At 41.3% G+C, this 19850-nt stretch carries 15 protein-coding genes; 5 read left to right on the forward strand and 10 right to left on the reverse strand.

All coding sequences use genetic code 11. The features are described 5' to 3' along the window. Window positions 1–18: 18 nt before the first annotated feature. Genes AT15_RS01875 through AT15_RS01895 form a run of 5 tightly spaced genes read right to left on the reverse strand, consistent with a single transcriptional unit; the run spans window position 19 to window position 5215 of the window. Entirely contained in the window at window positions 19–828 is an 810-nt protein-coding gene (locus AT15_RS01875; protein WP_068345818.1) for a protease complex subunit PrcB family protein, read from the reverse strand. Window positions 829–832: 4 nt separating this feature from the next. Continuing rightward, window positions 833–2023 carry an alpha/beta hydrolase family protein gene (locus AT15_RS01880; RefSeq protein ID WP_084251394.1) on the reverse strand — a complete coding sequence of 397 codons (1191 nt, stop codon included), beginning with the start codon at window positions 2021–2023 and terminating at the stop codon, window positions 833–835. A 19-nt stretch (window positions 2024–2042) separates the two neighbouring features. Continuing rightward, window positions 2043–3155, reverse strand: coding sequence for a CapA family protein (locus AT15_RS01885; protein ID WP_068345820.1), 1113 nt, complete (start codon window positions 3153–3155; stop codon window positions 2043–2045). A gap of 18 nt (window positions 3156–3173) precedes the next feature. Next, window positions 3174–4205, reverse strand: a complete 1032-nt coding sequence (locus tag AT15_RS01890) for an alpha/beta fold hydrolase (RefSeq protein ID WP_068345822.1) — start codon at window positions 4203–4205, stop codon at window positions 3174–3176. A gap of 8 nt (window positions 4206–4213) precedes the next feature. Continuing rightward, window positions 4214–5215, reverse strand: coding sequence for an alpha/beta hydrolase (locus tag AT15_RS01895; protein WP_235598475.1), 1002 nt, complete (start codon window positions 5213–5215; stop codon window positions 4214–4216). Window positions 5216–5407: 192 nt separating this feature from the next. Here AT15_RS01895 and AT15_RS01900 point away from each other — a divergent pair, with 192 nt between their 5' ends. Next, a complete protein-coding gene (locus tag AT15_RS01900; RefSeq protein ID WP_068345824.1) occupies window positions 5408–6526 on the forward strand; it encodes an amidohydrolase family protein in 1119 nt (372 codons plus the stop codon). Window positions 6527–6530: 4 nt separating this feature from the next. Here AT15_RS01900 and AT15_RS01905 read toward each other — a convergent pair whose 3' ends face one another. Genes AT15_RS01905 through AT15_RS01925 form a run of 5 tightly spaced genes read right to left on the reverse strand, consistent with a single transcriptional unit; the run spans window position 6531 to window position 14242 of the window. Then, window positions 6531–8294, reverse strand: coding sequence for an ASKHA domain-containing protein (locus AT15_RS01905; protein WP_068345826.1), 1764 nt, complete (start codon window positions 8292–8294; stop codon window positions 6531–6533). Beyond that, window positions 8287–9672: a sialate O-acetylesterase gene (locus tag AT15_RS01910; RefSeq protein WP_068345827.1), complete on the reverse strand. Its 1386-nt coding sequence runs from the start codon at window positions 9670–9672 to the stop codon at window positions 8287–8289. Before AT15_RS01910 ends, AT15_RS01905 begins: the two co-directional genes overlap by 8 nt. Next, window positions 9672–10589: an ROK family protein gene (locus tag AT15_RS01915; RefSeq protein ID WP_068345828.1), complete on the reverse strand. Its 918-nt coding sequence runs from the start codon at window positions 10587–10589 to the stop codon at window positions 9672–9674. Before AT15_RS01915 ends, AT15_RS01910 begins: the two co-directional genes overlap by 1 nt. Before the next feature lie 4 nt (window positions 10590–10593). Next, complete coding sequence (locus tag AT15_RS01920) at window positions 10594–12381, reverse strand: class I mannose-6-phosphate isomerase (protein ID WP_068345829.1); 1788 nt, start codon at window positions 12379–12381, stop codon at window positions 10594–10596. Between the two features lie 25 nt (window positions 12382–12406). Next, window positions 12407–14242, reverse strand: coding sequence for a hypothetical protein (locus AT15_RS01925; RefSeq protein ID WP_068345830.1), 1836 nt, complete (start codon window positions 14240–14242; stop codon window positions 12407–12409). A gap of 345 nt (window positions 14243–14587) precedes the next feature. Here AT15_RS01925 and AT15_RS01930 point away from each other — a divergent pair, with 345 nt between their 5' ends. The 4 genes from AT15_RS01930 (at window position 14588) to AT15_RS01945 (ending at window position 19841) form a co-directional block, all read left to right on the forward strand. Next, window positions 14588–15856, forward strand: a complete 1269-nt coding sequence (locus AT15_RS01930; RefSeq protein WP_068345831.1) for an ABC transporter substrate-binding protein — start codon at window positions 14588–14590, stop codon at window positions 15854–15856. 68 nt (window positions 15857–15924) lie between these two features. Then, entirely contained in the window at window positions 15925–16812 is an 888-nt protein-coding gene (locus AT15_RS01935; RefSeq protein ID WP_068345832.1) for a carbohydrate ABC transporter permease, read from the forward strand. 10 nt (window positions 16813–16822) lie between these two features. Further along, window positions 16823–17665: a carbohydrate ABC transporter permease gene (locus AT15_RS01940; RefSeq protein ID WP_084251395.1), complete on the forward strand. Its 843-nt coding sequence runs from the start codon at window positions 16823–16825 to the stop codon at window positions 17663–17665. Between the two features lie 19 nt (window positions 17666–17684). Further along, window positions 17685–19841: a glycoside hydrolase family 38 N-terminal domain-containing protein gene (locus AT15_RS01945; protein ID WP_068345833.1), complete on the forward strand. Its 2157-nt coding sequence runs from the start codon at window positions 17685–17687 to the stop codon at window positions 19839–19841. Window positions 19842–19850 lie beyond the last annotated feature (9 nt).

A 19850-nucleotide genomic window follows, 5' to 3' on the forward strand; every position in this document is an offset into this window, starting at 1 on the left:
CTTCCAGATTGTTCAAACTTACTCAGGCGAAGTTACTATCAACTCGTTCTTATAGCTTTTCGCAGATCTCATTCCATCCTGTTCAGAAAGGAGTACAAGCTCAAGCTCATATTCGCCCTCTAAAAGCTCGGGAAGTTTAAGCATTACGGCAGGATAGGTCAGTACCTGTGTTACAAAAGCACCCTTTGGCGGATAGGTTAGCGTTGCTTCCATGGTGATCTTATGCTTATACAGGTTCACTTTTCCAACCTCAAGAGAATAGCCACCGGTAGGTTTTTCGCCAGCTGAAACTATCAGAAATATTCTGTTTCCCGGAAGCTTTTCAGAGAAATCCCAGCTATTACCTTCAACCGAAACTGGAAAAACGCCTGCTTCCTTTATGGCATCAATGGGAAATTTAACAACTTCAAAGGGAAGCTTTACGCTCACAAGCTCTGATATATCCACCAAAACCCCCATCACTTCAACGGTCTTAATGTCCTTGGAAAGCAAAAGCAATCGAGGTTCTAAAGTTAGATAGCTGCCATTTCTTTTCAGAGATAGCGTTTTCTCAAAATTCGTATCCCGCCCTACCAATTTCAGCGTGGTTTCTCCACTGTGAATTTCGGAGTTGGGTAAAAAAAGCCAGCCTTTGAGAATAAAAACATACAAGTTTTCTTCCGGACATGATAAATCAAGGATCTGGATGTTCGCGGTTCTCGAGCCAAAATGTTCATAAAGGCTGTCATCGCATGGCATTTTCACGGGCATAACTATTACCCCTTCGACAGCTTGCACTCCCATCGATATCAGAAGCAAAAGCAATGAAAAAAGAACTGTTCTTTTCATATGGTCACCTCGAGATTTTGAGTTCCAATTCAGGGGTCTCTTCCACGATCTGAATCAGTGGTGAAATTGGTTCTCCAAAGAACACAGAATTCAAGAAATACAGTTCGGCAAGGTCTATCAGATGAAGGGCGTTCTTTTTGTTCATGAATTTTCCAGTTTCCCCGAAGAAATATGAAAGCGGGGATAGTTGCCTGACCATGGCAAAATCCACGTGCTTTGTCCCCTGTACACTCATGTAATATGACGGCGAATTTGTGTTCTCATGAATCATGGCAATTTTTTCATGCCTTGGACCCGCTGTTCCCCACTCTTCAGACTCGATTAAAAAAACGGGCATAGAAAGGCCATTTTCAAGCTCTTCAGGAGGAAACGGTGTAGTGGTGGGATCAGCAAGTATTACTGCAGATAACCTATTCCCATAATTTAGAGCGTATTCCAGCGCGACAGCACCGCCACCCGAGTGTCCATAAAGAGTAACGCGGTTAAGATCTATTTTGCCGTAAAATTCTGATGTTCCATCGTTGTCTAATTCTTGCAACAGTGTAAAGATATAGTCAATGTCTTTTGCGAGATATGAGGCAAGGAGATCCACAGCTTCTTCCATGCTCATATTTGTAAGTTTCTCTGGCAGATCGGTTCCTAAGAAGTAGTAAGTACTCCCATCTGAGAAAGTCACAACTGTGCACGCTCCTGGATGCTCTACCGCTACGACAAGATATCCATAGCTCGCGAGAAGTTCAGCCAGAGAGGTATGCAGTTCACTTATAGAAGACCAGCCGGGCAAAATTATGATAACAGGGTATTTTTCATCGAGTTTAGCAGGCTTTGCATTAATATAAGAATTTGCCTTCACCTGATATAAGTGCTTAAAAAGGACTGCCGGATAGCCGGCTACAATTTCAAAGCCTTCATAAAGGCGAGGGTCATTGTCTATCCAGCTTTTCCTTTTGCATCCAGTTATATCTCCAGCTGGATACCACATATCCAACCTGATTTTATCGGCGTCCTTGTAATTTATTTCTTCGACGGCGATGGGAGATGGATTGGTAATTTCGAATGTTCTGAAGCCAACATTATTTGGACCGTCAGGTGGTGCTATGGGTGAAATCGGAAAAAGATATATCAAAATGGCAAAAATGATCGAAGACAATCCGATCAATAAGGCAGGTGAAACCCCTCCAGTATTTCTATTCATCTGATTCCCTCCATAATGCCTACCATGAAGAGCATCTCTTAAAAGAAGCAGGAACATAAACGTTTTCTTCGACATTAATCATAGGCAAGCAACGTCCTTTTTCAAGCAAAAATGGATATACTTCAATTCCTATCGCTTTTCCCTGAGAATCAAGAAAAACCTTGGCTGCGGCTGTAGTGCGGGTGTATGACTGTTTCATTCCTGTGATCCAGTTTCCGAGAGAATAAAAAATCAAACCTGTATGTCCCTTTTTATCCATATAATGTTCAAAATCTTGAAGAACATGTGGGTGGTGGCCAACTATCATATCAGCACCCGCTTCAACAAGCTTATGAGCAATAAATATCTGGTTATCCGTAGGAGTGAACTCATACTCAAAGCCCCAGTGAAGAACGACTATAACGATATCCGCTTGCTCATTCATTTCCTGAATCAGTGAAATCAGGGGGGCGATTTCATCTTCAATATTCCAAGGACGGTTAAGCCTTATTTTGTTGACAATCCAGTCTCCCGCATCTTCCATAGCATTTGTGGAATAAGTAAACCCGGTCACTGCTATCTTAACACCATTACGTTCCAAAACAATGTATTTTTTTGAGTTCAACTCAACGCCCACGAAAGGGATTTTGTGCGCATTTAAGAGTTCAATCGTTGAGTATAATCCTTCCATACCCTGGTCAAGACAATGGTTATTGGCTATATTCAGCAAATCTGGCTGCAAAGGCATAACCGCTTTTTCGAAAAATTCCACAGTACCATTAAAGTGAGGAAAACCTGATGGAGGTTTTGAAGAGTTTACCGGAAATTCCAGATTGGCTATTGTAAAGTCTGACTCTTTTAATCTCTCAGGATATTCCTGGTATATCTCATCCTTTATATTTACGGTAAACATGATATCGCCTAAAAGCGTGAAGCTAATCGGAGTAGAGTCTCTCGAAGGATTTTCCTTAATAAGGTAGTTAGAAAATTCTTCGGGAAGTTTACCAACCACAGGCCCAAAAGAGAGTTTATAGATATACGAAAGAACATCCGCAACAGTGAAGTGCTCAAGGCTACCTTCCCTTGGAAGGGTACACCCGGAGAGAGTAAACATTAAGATTAAAATTACAAGTATTAATGTGAAACTCTTCATATTCCCCTCCTTTTCAGCCTATTTTTTAATTTCCTCTTCCTCAATTGTATCTTCAACTTTGACAGGTTCGAGAAGCCTCATGCGTTTTCGCGCTTCTCTTATTCCAAGTTTTCTGAGGACATATTTTCCCAGGGCATACTCGAAGGGAAGCCAGGTTACATGTCCCACAGGCACGATATACTTCTGGGGTTTTCCAAGCAATTTCCAGAGTAATTTTCGACTTTGCTTCGGAAGTGCTCTATCAAAAAGCGCCTCGATCATGGTTACCTTATCAGCTTGAACAAACTTCGCGTAAGCCAGGGGATCCACTTTGAACAAAGGGTGAACATCAGAGGCCAGCAGTTCCGAAACTGAAGAAAAATGCTCCAATTGTTCTATATCTTTGTCAAAAGTGTGAATAAGCCTTTCCCTTTCATCGAGAAAGCCCTTTTTCCCCTCGCCCCTTTTGAATCCCCTTCTGGCAAAGGCAATAGTAGGCGATTCCCAGAATATCCTTGCCATGTGCCCACCCACTGTCATCAGTATGGTATGGTTGACCCTTTCTTTTTCTAAGGCACCGATAATAACCGAAACCATTCCACCAAGGCAATAACCAAGAACACAGTTGTTTTCTTGCCAGACACCTTCCTGTTCCAATAAATCCAGTGTTGAACGTGTATCAACAACAGCGTGCTCCCACATTGTTATCAACCTGTCAAGATCTGTTGAAAAATAGTCTTTTCCGCTGACTGACTGGTTAACCGTCCTGGTGAAATTTCCCGGCAGTATCATCACCGAAGCTTGAAGTCCTGCACTTGCCAGATGGCTACCCATCCAAAAGAGAAAGGGAATGTTCAAAGATCCAAGACCATGAAGGATGAGTATGCTGCCAACGGTGTCTTCTTTTGGTGTGAAATGATATATTTCAACATTTTCTGTTCCCTTCAAGGCTTTTTCATACAGTGTTTTATACTTGATTATTGAGCACCTGTAATGCCTGCCTTTAAAAACATAACCACTGGAAAAGTCTATCTTTCTTTTCACATAATCGAATTTTACATCCAAATCCATCACCCCCGTCACAGATGTGAACGCAGGAATCGAACCGTTTTTTCAATAAGCTGTATCGTTTTGGAAGTTTTCAGCTCGAATTCAAAAGCATGGTCGGCTCTATTGTAAATCTCAAGGTAGGCTTCAACATGATTTTTTAGAAGCTTTTCGAAGAATTTTACTGAAGAATCCACTGGAACTACTTTATCGTTGCTTCCATGAACGAGAAAAACCGGTATCATTTTTTCAGATACCCATGTTATTGGAGAATAGCGAATGTAATCTTCTTCATTTCGTGCCGGCAATCCTTTGAGCGTTGTTGATACCGCAAAGCGCGCAAAAAGCGATTCTACCTTATCATCCCACAGATCCATGAGATCTGAGGGGGCATACCATGCCACAACACATTTAATGCCTTTCATTTCGTCCTGGTTGTCATGATAAGAATGATAGGTAGCATGTTGAAGCGCAAGATGCCCACCGGCTGAAAGGCCCATCAGTGCTATCCTTTCTTGATCTAGACTCAATTTTTCCGCCTTTCTCCTAACAAAATTCAAAGCATCTGAATAGTCTTTCAGGATATCGTCGATGTGTGAAACAATGCCAAAGCGGTAATCAATACTAACAACGGCAAATCCCCTCGAAGCAAGATATTTACACCAGGAAATGTTGTTTGCCTGCTTCCTGAAACCGCTTACCCAGCCACCGCCATGTGCAAAAAAAACAATTGGGTATTTCTTGTCTGCTGATGTAGTGTGATCTTTTGGATAGAAAATATCCAGCTTCAAATTCGTATTTCCGCTGCGTTTATAAACAAGGCTTTCTGGCTTATCCAGGGAACTTTCAGGGACATCAAGGGGTAATTTGCCAAGTAAAGCGCGATACAATGTTTTTATGTTCAGAACGAGAATGGCTAAAAAAACAATTGCCCAACTCCACACAAAGCCTATCACTAACAAAGCAAAAGCAAAGGTAATTTTTAGAAATCGCTTCAGCTTTGCAATGCTGAACTCTCTCTTCAAAGGTATCACAACCTTCAATATTTTCGACAATTCAATACTATACGATTTAACGGGAAAATTCCAAAAGAAGCAAATACAGAAAGCGTAGTACCTTTTACAAAATCAAGCGCACAAGACCAGAGAACTTTTATAAGCATATCCGGAAAATATCTTCGGTTAAATGTTAAACTAAGTTTAGAACCTGATAGGAGGGGGAAAGGAATGCTTCTGTTGAGGAACCTGCATATCTTTTCGCCAGAAAACATTGGTGTAAACCACGTCTTCATATGCAATGAACAGATATGCGAAATTTCAAAAAGCATAATTCCCGGGGGAATAGAATACGATACGATAAATTTTGATCCTGGGAAGCATTTTGCAGTTCCGGGATTTATTGATGGCCACGTTCATCTAATAGGCGGCGGTGGCGAAGGAGGTTACATTACCCGCACCCGTGAGGGAACTCCGGAAGAGTTCTTGAACTGTGGCACTACGGCTGTTCTTGGGCTGCTCGGTACAGATGCCATAACCCGGGATCACATATCCCTTCTGGCAAAGGTGAGGGCGTTCAGAGAAGAAGGCATCAGCGCATGGATGTTGACAGGTTCATATAAATACCCTATCAAAACCATCACTGGCGACCATATGAAAGATTTGGTTCTTATTCCCGAAGTGCTTGGCGTTGGAGAGTTAGCAATAGCCGATCACAGAGGAAGTGCAGTGACGGCATCAGAACTGAAACGACTTTCTCTGAATATACGGGTTGCAGGTATGATTTCAGGAAAGAAGGGGGCTATTGTCTGTCATATGGGGAATGCTCCCGAAGGCATGGCGGCGCTCTTTGAAGCGACAGATGACGGTACACTTCCTCCTACTCACCTAATTCCCACACACGTTTCGAGAAACGAAAAGCTGCTGGAAGAAGGGATAAGATGGATAAAAGAGAAGCAAGGCTTTATCGACTTAACAGCGAACGAAAAGACAGCCAAGGTTTTGAGTGAACTAAAAAAGGAGCTCGGGAATCTTGATAACGTGTGCGTCTCAACAGATGGGCTTGGAAGTTTGCCTGTATTCGATGAATCGGGAACTCTTATAGAACTGAAATCCTCTCCCGTTGATGGCCTTCTGAAAACTTTCAGGGAGCTTTTAAGACAGGGATTAAATGTGGAGGAAGCCTTGAAACCGGTTTGCACCACGCCGGCAAAAGCTCTTGGAATAGATAGATGGGGATACGGAACGCTTTCAAAAAAATCTCCAGCTTCTTTATTGGTTTTCAATGCCGAAACCCTTGAAATAGAGGTTGTTGTTTCTTCAGGAAAGGTCAAGGTAAACCACCTATAATATGCTAAAAAGACAGGTTTTTTACAAAAAAATCCTGAAATTCTTTTAGAGCAGATAATTCTATATAATGAGAGCTGTTCCTTACTTTCTCTATTATTTCCAAATACCTTTGATCAAGAAGGAGGTCAACGCAACCATTTATTGCAGCATTTCCTTCAAAAACAACAGGGCAGTCAAATCCGGAAGGCAAAATGCCAGTCTTGATAAGATCCATAACCGATAAATGCGCTCCGAAACCTCCTGCAATTCTAATTGCCTTTGGCCTTTTTAATCCCGATTTTTTTAACAGTGTATCAATACCCGTTCTTACAGCGCTTTTGGCAAGTTGAAAATTTCTTATATCCTTTTGAGAAATGTAAATTCTGTCAGTCAGCCAGAACCTCTTTTTTTCCTGATCAAAACGGTCTCTGTATTCCAGAGGTATTTGATCAAAACGTGCAAATCTTCCTGAAATATTGATGATTTTTCTTTCAAGCATATTGGATATCACAGAGATAAGTCCTGAACCACATATCCCCTTTGGAGTCTTCTGGCCAATGGTCTTAATTTTAATTTCGCCTGCTTCAAAACAAACTTCTTCTATTGCGCCAGTAACATTTCCAAGTCCGCACTCAACATTGGCTCCTTCAAAAGCCGGTCCTGCCGCTGTTGAACAGCATAGAAGTTCATTACCGGTATTGAGCACCATTTCCCCGTTAGTTCCAAGATCTATGTAGAGCTCTCCCTTTTCTTCCAGCAGACTCGCGGCAATGATACCGGATACAATATCTCCACCGACATAAGCGGAAAGAGAAGGAAAAATATACAAACCTGTATGTTCTGATGCGATAAACCCAAGTTTCTTCGCATTAATCGATACAGGCAGTTTTGTAAAAGGCCTATATGGAGCTTTGCCTATTGTACATATGGGAAGCCTGGCAACTATATGGCTCATGGTTGTATTTCCCGCAATAACAATCTGGTCAAGCTGTTCTAAACCGCAGTTTCTCCTTTTGAGCATTTGGCCCAGAGCGGTATTTATTTCATTCACAATAACATCATGAAGCTCATCCAGGCCTTCTCTTTCTCTGCATGCATAGTTTATGCGAGAGATCACATCGTGTCCATAGCGCCTTTGTGGATTCATGAAAGCGTCTGTGTCAAGAACCTCTCCAGATGATAGCTCAACAAGTGCTGTGACAACTGTTGTGGTTCCAATGTCAATAGCTAGTCCTAAACCGCTTTTGCCGTCATCTTCACAGATTTTAATTATTCTGTCTCTATTCAGTATCACCTGAACACTTTCCATTGCATCTTCGATATCTATTTGAAAATCGATGGCTTTGTTCTCCACTTCCCCGCCAAGCTTTTCAAGAATCTCTCCGAGGACATCTGCATTTCCGTTCCACTGTATCTCAATGTTCTTTCTGAGCACGAAGGGAGTTACAGGGTTTCTCTTCCTATCTTTTAAAACCTCGATTCCTAGATATTCCTCTGATTCAGAAAGACTTATGGTGCTATCCGCGAGGACTTTCGTCTGACAGGCAAGCCTGAAACCTTCTTTTAACCTTTCACCTAAAATATTTACTTCGTCCTCTTGAATTTCAGAAAAAGAGGATTTCGGAAGGCATTGTATCATACACTTTCCGCATGTCCCCTGACCTCCACAAGGCGTATTAATATCTATGCCTTGAATTTTGAAGACATCAAGAACAACGCTTCCTGGTTCTGCTTCGATATTTATCTCACGTCCTTTGCTAAGCAAAACCCTAATCTTTACTTTATTCATCAAACACCACCTGAACTTTGTAAAAAGAAAGCATTGGAAGATGTCCCTCTGAATCAATAGGAGGAGTTGTTGAGGGATTCATTTCATGGCAACCATGCACAAAGGAGCTATTGCCAATTGCTCGCTCTAAATGAAGGATTATTTTATCCCTATCAATCTCATAGCTCAAAATGGCATTTATCCCTCTGGAATCTTCAACTACAATAGGAAGATTTTCTGGAGGCAAATCAAAAGTATACAGCGAACCTTTTACATTAGAGAAAGTCAGCTCGAGTTTATTGGTTCCTATTGCTTTTGCTCTGGCAATATCAGGCGCGTCGGCGCGGTAGTTTTTACCATAAACATGTTTCAATACGCTTTTTGCAAGCCTTTCTCCTATTACGAGGTTGCCGGCTGCGCTGTTATGGATATTATCTGAAAGCGTTATATTCAGTGTCGGCACAACATATACATCCTTTATTTCCTTTGCAGCGAGTCTCTGGGCATTTCTTACTGTGGCCCAACCTTTATCGGTATTTGCCCAAGGAACCGGGTCTGCAACAAAACGGTTTAGCTGAACTGTAAATACGGGTAGCTCTATATCATCCAAATCGTTTCTAAGATGTTTCACAAAGGTTTTGAACCTATCGAGATATGTATCACAAAGTTCTAAAAGAACGTCCGAACATCCCTGATACCACAGGATCCCCCTTATATTCCCACCCGCAGTGTTTATAATATCAATCATATTGAAATACAGGCTTCCTTCCTCTTCCGGGTTCCATTGGCTTAAGCTGGAGCCACCAAGGGATGTTTGAATTAAACCTATTGGATAGCCCAGCTCTTTTTTTAATAGCCTGGCAAAGTGCAGATAAGGCGAATGCCCCGGATTGATTCCCTCCATGTTTGCAGGATGGGCGATGTTCGTTGTATCGTTCAACGGATGAGAGGCCAAATCCCAGTGGCCATTGTTTTTCAAAATGTGAATACCCAATTCCGGAGGGTCATAGATGGGGTCTTTGCCATAACCCGCAGAATTGCTTTGACCGGCGATGACAAATAAATCTCCTACCCCAAAGTGATGAACCATATCTCCTCGATACGCCTGTTCAATGCGGACGTTTACCGGTTTCAAACAGGTTTCTAACCTGTATAGCCCTCCAACAGGAACGTTAAGTTCGCAGAACCACTTTTTGCCTTCCGCAGTTCGAGCCTGAGTCCAGGGTATCACAGTATCAAAACTGTTTTCGGTTACAACCCTCACATATACCTCGAGGTCTTTATCTGCGTCGTTGAATTCAACATATCTACCGGAGAGTTTTATTTTAGCCTGTCCATCTACTTGCTGAAAGATTTGCCAGTCTTTCGGACCCTTTTCAATAAATGCTCCAAAGCTCATTAGATTTCGCCCCCCATCTTCTTCACCAAATACAATGCAGCACCTATAACCGCGCTTGATTCTATATTCTTTGCCCTTCTTATCATCGGGAACAAGCCATATTCTGCAAGCATATTCTTTAGAGATGGAATTATCAATTCCGAGGACTTTGAAATTCCACCCCCTAAAACAATCAGTTCGGCCTTAAAAGAACTAAGAAATGCTGAAAGCGCCTTTCCGAGTATTTCCCCTGTCTCGCGAAAAACTCCAAGAGCAGTTACATCACCCCTTTTAGCCATTGACGCTATATCAATCACATCGATTTTTTCATATCGATTTTTACTAAGTTCCCTGTATCTTGCGATTATACCTCTTCTGGATACCCTGTCATCAAGTATTCCTCTCCCATAAGAAACATTGCCAATCCAGCTGTATTCAGGTATTCCGAACTTATTTTGCACAATTTCCCCATCTATCATAAATGCTGAACCAAGACCGGTGCCAAGTGTTATTCCAACAACTCTTGAAAAGTTACGTGCCGTTCCAGTCCAATATTCTCCGTGCAAAAACGCCCAGGAATCCGCTTCAAAAACTATGGGAAAGTTTCTTGGAAGTTTCATCCGCTCCTTTATAACAGTTTTAAGGTTAATCCCATAAATAGCTTCATACTTTCCGACCCCACTGATTAAAGAAATGCCCTTTTCATAATCAAAAGGTCCTGGAAAACCACCTGCTATCCCGGCTGGTGCATATCCTGACCTTTTTGCTTCACAAAACAGCTCATCGATTATTTTAATGAAGCTGTCCAAAATTTCTTCCTTTGACCCTGAGGAATTTATCTTTCTTATTTCTAACTTTGTCAACAGCTTCCCGTATATACTGACCAAAGAACATTTTACAGATGTTCCACCAACGTCCAGTGCGATAATAGCTTTCATAGGCTCACCCTTTAAGAAAAGCTTTTACTACTTTACATTGTTTGTTATCCAGGGCTTTCACCATATATTTCCCGGTTGAAGCTGGGATTATAGCAGTTTCAGAGTATCCGAGGCTCATCTTTTTGTTCTCGCCAGATACAAGCTCTATACTGCTTCCTTCTACAACCGTTATCACATGAAATCTACCCTTTGTATCATCTGTAAAACTACCTTTGAAAGTAACTCTGTGAACCTCATGGAAAAATTCTGGCCTATCTGCAATGAGTTCCTCTCTGAACTCCTTTCCCACGCGCAAAGTCAACGGCTTCTGCTTAAGGTTTCTGGAAACCCATTTTGTGCGCCTGAAAGATTTTATAACCTTAAAAGCGTGATCAATGTGAATTGGCCTCATCACGCCACTCAAATCGGGCCTCAAATGGTCATAAATCTTAAAGGTATATCTATAAGTTGTGGCGCTTATCTCTAAAACAACAAGCCCCTCCCTTGACCCATGAACGGTTCCAGGGGGAATCATAAATAGGTCATGTTTCTTTGCAGGAACGCTGTTCACGAATTTTTCATAGTCGAAAGGGATACCTTCATTTTCAGCCCTTTCAGCTGCTTTGCGAAATTCTTCCAGGCTGGTCTCTTCAAGCAATCCCAGATTTACTCTTCTATTTGGCTTGCAATCAACGATATAATACATTTCTCCTTGATGATAATGCTCATTGAAATTCCTTCTGATATAAGTCGTTGTGGGATGCACCTGTATAGAAAGATCCCCGCCGTTCATAGTGTCGAGATAATCGAACCTTATGGGAAATTCACCACCGAAGCGATGCTTTGGAACATCCCCCATAATTTCCCGATAGGCAATATTGAAAAAAAGATTCCAGGGAAGCTCTAATACAGTTTCTCCAGTTGAGATATATAAACTCATTTCAGGGGCAATTACTTCGTAACTCCAGGCACAGTTAACCCAATGTTCGGGCAGGTTTCGAACCTTTTTCAGCCATTGCCCTCCCCAGGGACCCGGTTCGTAAATAGGCTTTAGCCTGAATGGCCTGGAAGCAATATCTTTAACTATTCCTTCTAAAAGCTTTTTATTCAACATAACAGGATAGTTTTTATCATTTGCATCAAGGTAATAGTCTGCGTAGCGAATTAAATAATTCCGGTGGGCATCACAAGCAGGAAAATCTATATAGTAGAAGCTCTTTGGTCCTATGCTCTGAGTCCCGAACCGCGCTCCTTGGCTTTTGTAACGTCTTAACACCTCTTCACGCGTTAAATCGGCGAAAATGATAATATCGTACAGTTTCCTGAGCGGAGACAATGCACTTCCAGAGCCATATACAACCAACAGAGCTTTGTCTTTGCCTTTTTTACGCTTCGCGAGCTTTTTCTTAAATTTAAAAAGCTCTTCTTCATCGAAAAAATATCTCAAACCCTTTCTATAAACTTTTCCAAATACCGGGTCGGTGCCCAGATGCTTATTGTAAATGTCCGAAAGTTCCCCTTTGTCTTTCCTTAGCAAATCTGCATTGAACAGCTCGAACTTCATGCCTAACGAGTCCGAACATCGCCTAAAAATCTTCAAAAAACTTTCCCAGTCAGAAAAGACATAACCATCAAGAGCAAGAGCAACATTCTTCTCATCACAGGAGAATCTGTTTATTTCTTTGAAGAGAATTTCTTCTATTTCTTCTTCTCCAATAAATACGCCTTCTTTTCCAAAATTATGTCCTGTAATATTAACTGCTTCAAGCCTTTCAGGATATTGATCAGTATTTGAGTTTGTTCTTTTTGCCAAAATTCAGCACCTCATTTCATGATTTTCACTTTTTCAAAATGAGTTTTACATATCTGACCAATTCATGGGGCTTAACAATAAATAGCTTTCCGCTTTTGCCTCCTTTAGATGCATAAAGCATGGTTTTTCTCATCAGGCTCAAATCCAATCCTTTGGAAGCAACGCCAAAATAACAAGGAACCATGCCCCAAAAAGGAGAATCCAGCCCGATAATTATCCATGATTTTTTGACACCTGATAACTCTCTTTCCCACCTGAGTAAATCTTCAAAAGGAGAAAAACTCCAGTGTTCCGATTGCTGATTCAACACAATGAAATCCTGATCCTCATATATGACTTCGGGATATTTTCCTTCACTCTTATATGTTATCGCATATTCAAACCCCGCTTCCCTGATAATTTCGAATTGGGGTTCTGCTGTGTTGTGCTTGTACTTTGGGCACGAATCCTGGAAAGAATAATACCCCAGGGGTATGTTTCCTTCGCCGACTTTCTCAGCTATTTTTTCTCGAGCTTTTAGAAGGTTTTTGAGATATTCCTCAGACGGGAAATAGCCTTCAGCTTCTGTTCCAACACCTGTCCCCAGACTGCTTACCATTGGCTCTGAGGTGGGAAAAATCCCCCCTTGATCTCTGGGAATATATATTTGTTCCAGTGTTTCACCAGCATAATCCCACCAATTTGCAGGAAAAGCTATCCCATCACGTATACCTTTAACAGTATGAAGATCAAGGTATCTTGGCAAAACGGGCAAATGTCCTATATCTGCTGCGTAATGCACAAAGCAAACAGGTACGTCCCCATTGTCAACATGCCTTATAAGCTCAGAGTCCGTTATTTCTTCGGAGGTTGGCGATGGAGCTTTTTTTAACCACAATGCAGGAAGCTTTATTTCGCTACGCAGAGTTATACCTATTTCAACATCATGTGCTAAATTCAATACAATTCCCTTTTTTGAAAACTCCGCTATGATTCCATCATCGAAAACCTGGCTTCCCCAGATGTTGTAGTTTCCAGTTTTTTCAGCAAGCTCACTTATAACTTCAACCGCTCCTTGAAGTGTATTAACGGAAGCTATTGGAAGGATTCTTTCCCTTAGATATTTCGGAGTCCAGCGGAGAGTTATAGGGTCATTTCCCAGTGCTATACCTTTGCCTAAATCAATCCACCTTTTACATATCCTTCCAGTCAATGAAAGAAGAGTATCCGATGTATCAAAATACTCAATCACTTCAGTTTCAAAACCCAGAGAAGAAAACCGATTAACCGCCTGCTTCGGGCAACAGGCGAGAAACAGCTTTTTGACACCTCTTGAACGCAACTTTTCAAATTCAGAATCGCTTTGTTCAAAATTTATTCCCAAAGCCTTTCTAAAAAAAATATCTGGATAGAAAAAAGTATCTATTCTTGATTTACCCTCAATGCGAAAATCCCCAAGTTCAACTTCCTCATCAGGTATCTCAAACTCTTTTGAAGGGAATACAACGGCGCTGTCTGGAAAGTCAGCATCAGCCAATGTAAAGAGTTCATCATAAAGCTCAACAATTTCAAAAGACTTTCTTTTGAAGATCTGATCGCCTCTTGCTGCAAGAAAGCGTTCAAAGGGAATATTGTCATTTTCGCTAAGGGCAAAGAACTTAACTTTATCATAGAAATTGGTCAGGAAGTAAAATTGCTCTTCATGCCTATTGCCAGCAAAGGGAAGGAAGTCGCCTATATCTGCAAGACTCGGTCTTACGGCAAAATAAGCGTCATAGTCTATTCCTCTTTCTTCACAAAGCCATGCCATAACCGGTAAAAAACTTGCCCTTGCCGGGTTACTCTCATGACTGTAATAAAAAAAGAGCAGTGGTTTTTTCATTGTGAACCCTCCTTTGAAAACAGTTAGATTTAATCACATCACTGCTTTTGAAAAAATCCCTTCTGCCTCTTTGTAAAGAGTTTTGAATGAATTATCCGGAAATAAGAGCGTATTTCTCACTCTATGCTAACGTTTGCACATATTAAGTTTTTATTCCTTTAGTCCTATTAAAAGAAATAATTCTGTTAGATGCAAACGTTTGCATTCTCTGGGAATAATTGTGGATATTCAGGTCTAAATAACCTTCATCACGTGAGAGTGCGTTTAGGATTTGCATACTTGAAATGATAAAGTGAATTTGTTTCAAAAAGGGCATCCCATGATGCCTAATGGGAGGGGTGAATTATGAGTATGAAGAAAGCTTTGGCATTGATGCTTGTCTTCGTGATGCTTCTTTCCACTTTCTCACTGGCAAGAGCCACGAAGATAAAGTTCTGGCACATGTACATTAGTGGTCCTTCAAAGGATATCATGCAGGAAATCATCGCCGATTTCAATGAAGCTCACAAGGGGGTCATCGAGGTTGAAGACCTGGGAATCTCTTTCTGGGATTACTGGGATAAGTTAAGGGTTGCCATGGCTTCAAGGCAGGAACCCGATGTCTTCTTAAATGACCTTGGCAATGTAGGCATGAGAGCATCTACTGGAATATTGCTTGATCTCAGGCCATATCTAGAAGCTGCTGACCTTTCGCCTGAAGAGATCTTTTTCAACGGCCCTCTTTCTATGTGCTCATATGAAGGCGGAATTTACGCGTTACCGCTAGAAACAGATGTAAGGCTTCTCTTCTACAATAAAGACCTGTTCAGAGAAGCAGGGCTTGATCCTGAAAAACCACCAACAACCTGGGAAGAACTCTGGGAATACGCCGATAGGATTACAAAAGTGGACGCTGACGGTAATTATGATATAGTTGGCTTTAATCCTCTCTATGGTCAATCATATTTCTGGATGTATGCGTGGGGCAATGGAGTAAGCTTCATCGATGAAAATGGCAATTTAGTCGTTAATAGCCCTGAAGTCGTGAAGTCTCTTGAAGAATGGTGTGACATGATAAACAGGTTGGGTCTGGAAAAGCTCCTCGCTTTTGGTTCCAATTTTGGCTGGGGTGCAGCAGATGCTTTTATAGCAGGAAAAGTTGGAATGGGGATTCAGGTTGGCAATATGGTATCAAACATCAAAGCATATGCTCCGGACCTCGATTATGGCATCGCCCATATCCCATGGCCTAAACAGAAAGCAACATGGTCAAATGGATTCTCTCTTGAAATTTCATCAAGATCAAAACATAAACTTGCAGCTGTTGAATTTGCTCTTTACCTTATGAGCGATGAAGTGCAATTGAAGCTCGCCGGCAAACTTTCTTCACTTATCGGTAATAAGAGAGCTGCTTACAACCCTGAACTCATGGAAGATCCGGAATGGAAGATGCAAATTGAAGCTCTTGAATATACCAAATTCAGACCCTTTGTCCTTGAAGCGCCACTCTGGTATATGAACCTACAGACTGCGGTTGAAGAAGCTATGTACGGGAAAAAGACACCACAACAAGCGCTTGATGATGCACAGAAGCTCATTGAAGCGGATATCCAGAAATACAAAATGACACATTGACGCAAGGAATATGCGGGCAGGTAATGTTGCCTGCCCGCATTTCATTGGATTTTAATGGAGGATACAGTATGCCAAAACGCAGGAGCAAATATTTTAGAAGAAAAACACTCATAGGTTATTTATTCGCAGCCCCATGGCTCTTGGGAATGTCTTTATTTGTGTTGGGGCCAATAATAGCAACATTATTCCTGAGCTTTACCACTTATGATATGATCAACCCACCAAGATGGATAGGTCTTGTCAACTATAAAATCCTCTTTTCCCTTGACCCAAGCTTCTGGAAGGCTTTGGGAAATACCTTCTATTATATGTTCGGCTCCGTGTTCTTGAAAGTTTTCATAGGGTTGTTTTTCGCTATATTGCTGAGCAATGCTCTAAGAGGAATGAGAATTTTCAGAACCATTTATTTTTTGCCTGTTGTCCTTCCGTCTATTCCTGTAATGTTTTTGTGGATGATGATGTTTAACCCAAAAAGCGGTCTCATAAACCAGATACTGGGTTTTTTCGGTGTTGAAGGGCCACTATGGCTCAATTCACCGGTATGGTCCAAGCCTGCAATGATTCTTATGAGCCTTTGGGGAATAGGTGGGATCATCGTAATTTTCCTGGCCGGGCTTCAGGATATCCCCGAATACCTCTATGAAGCTGCTGAGCTTGATGGTGCTAACAGAGTACAGAAATTTTGGAGGATAACAGTCCCAATGTTAATGCCTGTCATATTCTTCAACATTGTAACAGGGCTTATCGGAGCTTCACAGGTCTTTGCTGAATCTTACATAATGACCGGTGGTGGACCTCTTGAATCTACAACCTTTGTTAACTTAAAAATTTACCTGCTGGCTTTCAAAGACGTAAAAATGGGTTACGCCTCAGCGATGGCCTGGGTAATGTTCATGATACTCGTTCCGATGACTATTTTGCTATTCAAAATAGCGAAAAAATGGATGAATTACTGAGGTGTTGAAAATGAGAAGCCAACAAAGCATGAAAAACATAAGAATTTTTACCATATATGGAGTATTAGCCTTTTTCAGTATTATGTATCTTATTCCGCTTTTCTGGATGATATCCACTTCCCTGAAACCGAATGAACAGGTAATGAGCATTCCCATGAAGTGGTTTCCCAATCCCCCACAATGGAAAAATTATGTGGATGCCGTAAAGAGCTTTCCCTTTCTGAGGTATGCAGGAAACACCCTTTTCTTAACAGCGATGAATGTTATTGGCAACATGTTTACAGCTTCATTAGTCGCTTACAGTTTCTCAAAGCTTAGATGGAGGGGTAGGGATACACTTTTTTATATCACAATCGCAACGATGTTCATTCCCGGACAGGTGTTAATCATTCCCATATACATTCTTTTTACACATCTTGGATGGGTCAATACATACCTTCCACTTATTGTTCCTGCTTTTTGCGGTGGCGGAGCTTTCAATATTTTCCTTTTGAGACAATTCTTTGTTTCGATACCCGATGAATTGCTTGAATCAGCAAGAATTGATGGCGCATCAGAGTTAAAGATATTCTTCAAAGTCATTCTTCCATTATCAAGGCCGGCATTGTTTACAGTTGCGCTTTTCACTATCGTATTCACATGGAATGATTTCTTCGGCCCATTGATTTATCTCCACGATCCATCTAAATGGACTCTGGCAATTGGTCTCAGGAGCTTCCAGCAGCAGTATTCAACCGACTGGAATTTGCTTATGGCTGCATCAACACTTACAGCGTTGCCTTTGATAGTTTTATACTTCGTGGCTCAGGAGAAGATGATGAGGGGTTTTACCTTAAGAACAGGCATAAAATGAAAATTATGGAGTGGTTTTCTTGAAAAGAATATTGCTGGTAGTATTTTTAGCTTTACTTGTTCCAATGGCATTTGCGAAAATTAAAACCGTCTATCTTATACCTTTCAGCCACCAGGATATTGGCTTCACATCAACTCAGGAAGAAGTTGCCTGGGAATATGTCGATATGTACGATTCTTTGAAGGATTTTATGGATTTTTTTGGCGACTTCAAATTCACTGTGGAAACTTTCTGGCAATTCGATCAGTGGATGCAAAAATCAGACTCGCCCGAACTCCTGACAGATTATATAGAGCTCGCGAGAAAAGGAAGATTAGAAATTTGCCCTGCATACGGTTCAATGCATACAGGCTTTACCAACGAATTTACTTTGAGAGCTGCCTTTTATAAGGCTTTGGATTTTCTCGCAGAAAACGGAATAGAAGCAAAAACATGCATGATGAACGATGTTCCGGGATTTTCAGCAGATCTTCCTGACGTTCTCTCCGAATTAGGAATTTCTTATTTCATGAGCGGAATCAACGACAATTATGCTGATGCTCTCTCATTGCCATTACCTGTAAACCTTTTTTACTGGAAAGGTCCTAATGGTGGAAGAGTTTTGACATGGATCAGCAAAAGCAGTTATGCAGAAGGTTATAAGTTCAAAACGCCTTCTGCACTTATTAACTACATACATTCTTTGGAAGAAGCAGGTTATCCATATGATGCCATTGCAGTAATGGTGGCTTTTGACAATGCCGGTTTTCAACCGGGAGCTGTTGCTTATCTTGATTTGTATGAAAAATGGGATACACAAAGCGCGGGGTTTCAACTAATCATGTCAACACCATCTGAGTTTATGGAATATATGGAAACTCATTATGCAAATGGTTTACCTGAATACAGTGGAGATTGGTCCGGATGGTGGGAAATTGTCAAAACAGGTAGCCCATACGCTTCCGCATTGGTCAGAAGAAGTCAGGAAATTATGGAATCTCTTCAAAGGCAGAATCTAATCGATCAAAGCAACGAGTTATTTCAAATAATCACAGATAACCTGGTTCTCTATGGTGAACACACAGCAGCTTGCGGCGCTGGGTGGCCTGGATACTATACGCTTGAAGAAAACAAAGAATTCAACACAACTGTCATGAGCTATGCCAAAGGCGCATGGAATGCCCTGAAAAGCATTCTTCATTCTTTGCGTAGTAAAGGCTCCAGAAACATTTCTTTCCTGGCCCTTCAAGATGGTATCTCTCAGGTAGAGTTTTCCATAGGGAATTGGAACGAAAACGAATTACTGTTGATATCAAAAGACGAAATAACTTACAAAGCATATCCATTCACCAGAGAAGCCACCGATTTATGGGAACCCCTTTCCAGAGGTTATAGAACTATAGTTCCTCTGAGCAAAGGATTGAACGACTTTGAAATCGTCGGGAAACAGCCCTTCCAAAATAATGCCAAAAACTCCCTGAGTGCGAAAAAGGGCGATCTAAAGCTCATAATAAACCCTGATGGAAGCTTCACTCTTTTGAACAAAGACAATATACTCGCAAAGGGCAGTGTGGAAGAAGACTTTACTTCTAAAGCGGAAAGATACGAACAAGTTGAAATGTCTGTGCATGAAAGCGTGTTGAAGTCTTTTCCTGAATGGGAAAGCCTTTATGTAAAACTAAAAGGGTCGCCTATCGCTTTTTTTGAAGCCACTCTTTTCAATAACGGAAATCTTGAATTCTCGATTACTCTTGATAGAAATAAACTTCCCTATATTGAATACAAAAACCATTCGGTGAACTATTATCTGAAGCTTGACTTTCCTGAAGGTTATAAAATGTCATACAGAGGTGCAAGCTCCATCCAAAAAGATCCAAAGAAATTTCCTTCCAGCAGACCAACTTTTATTGCTTTCAGGGATTTCATAGGTCTATCAGGAAGTTTGAATTGCATAACCATGGGCTCTCGACAGGCCTTCATGGTAAGTCGCAAAGGACAGTCTCTCCGATACCTTTTGATAAGGCATTACAGCGAATTTGCGAGCAGCGACCGTGGCATAACGGCTATTGGTGAAGTGGAGCCCGGTGCACCCAGATTTATGAAATACACATTCTTTATCTCGGTGAGCGATTCCCTCTCACCACAGAAGGCGGAGTCATTTGTGAATTCTCCTTTGTTGATTTCAAGCGATCGATGATTTCCGCGC

The sequence above is a fragment of the Kosmotoga arenicorallina S304 genome (assembly GCF_001636545.1).
In the GTDB taxonomy this organism is placed as follows: Bacteria; Thermotogota; Thermotogae; order Petrotogales; family Kosmotogaceae; genus Kosmotoga_B; species Kosmotoga_B arenicorallina.

What these genes read in the sequence shown, in the direction of transcription:
- AT15_RS01875 (WP_068345818.1), bottom strand. Translation starts at nt 828, where the DNA reads ATGAAAAGAACAGTTCTTTTTTCATTGCTTTTGCTTCTGATATCGATG.
- AT15_RS01880 (WP_084251394.1), bottom strand. Translation starts at nt 2,023, where the DNA reads ATGAATAGAAATACTGGAGGGGTTTCACCTGCCTTATTGATCGGATTG.
- AT15_RS01885 (WP_068345820.1), bottom strand. Translation starts at nt 3,155, where the DNA reads ATGAAGAGTTTCACATTAATACTTGTAATTTTAATCTTAATGTTTACT.
- AT15_RS01890 (WP_068345822.1), bottom strand. Translation starts at nt 4,205, where the DNA reads ATGGATTTGGATGTAAAATTCGATTATGTGAAAAGAAAGATAGACTTT.
- AT15_RS01900 (WP_068345824.1), top strand. Translation starts at nt 5,408, where the DNA reads ATGCTTCTGTTGAGGAACCTGCATATCTTTTCGCCAGAAAACATTGGT.
- AT15_RS01905 (WP_068345826.1), bottom strand. Translation starts at nt 8,294, where the DNA reads ATGAATAAAGTAAAGATTAGGGTTTTGCTTAGCAAAGGACGTGAGATA.
- AT15_RS01910 (WP_068345827.1), bottom strand. Translation starts at nt 9,672, where the DNA reads ATGAGCTTTGGAGCATTTATTGAAAAGGGTCCGAAAGACTGGCAAATC.
- AT15_RS01915 (WP_068345828.1), bottom strand. Translation starts at nt 10,589, where the DNA reads ATGAAAGCTATTATCGCACTGGACGTTGGTGGAACATCTGTAAAATGT.
- AT15_RS01925 (WP_068345830.1), bottom strand. Translation starts at nt 14,242, where the DNA reads ATGAAAAAACCACTGCTCTTTTTTTATTACAGTCATGAGAGTAACCCG.
- AT15_RS01930 (WP_068345831.1), top strand. Translation starts at nt 14,588, where the DNA reads ATGAGTATGAAGAAAGCTTTGGCATTGATGCTTGTCTTCGTGATGCTT.
- AT15_RS01935 (WP_068345832.1), top strand. Translation starts at nt 15,925, where the DNA reads ATGCCAAAACGCAGGAGCAAATATTTTAGAAGAAAAACACTCATAGGT.
- AT15_RS01940 (WP_084251395.1), top strand. Translation starts at nt 16,823, where the DNA reads ATGAGAAGCCAACAAAGCATGAAAAACATAAGAATTTTTACCATATAT.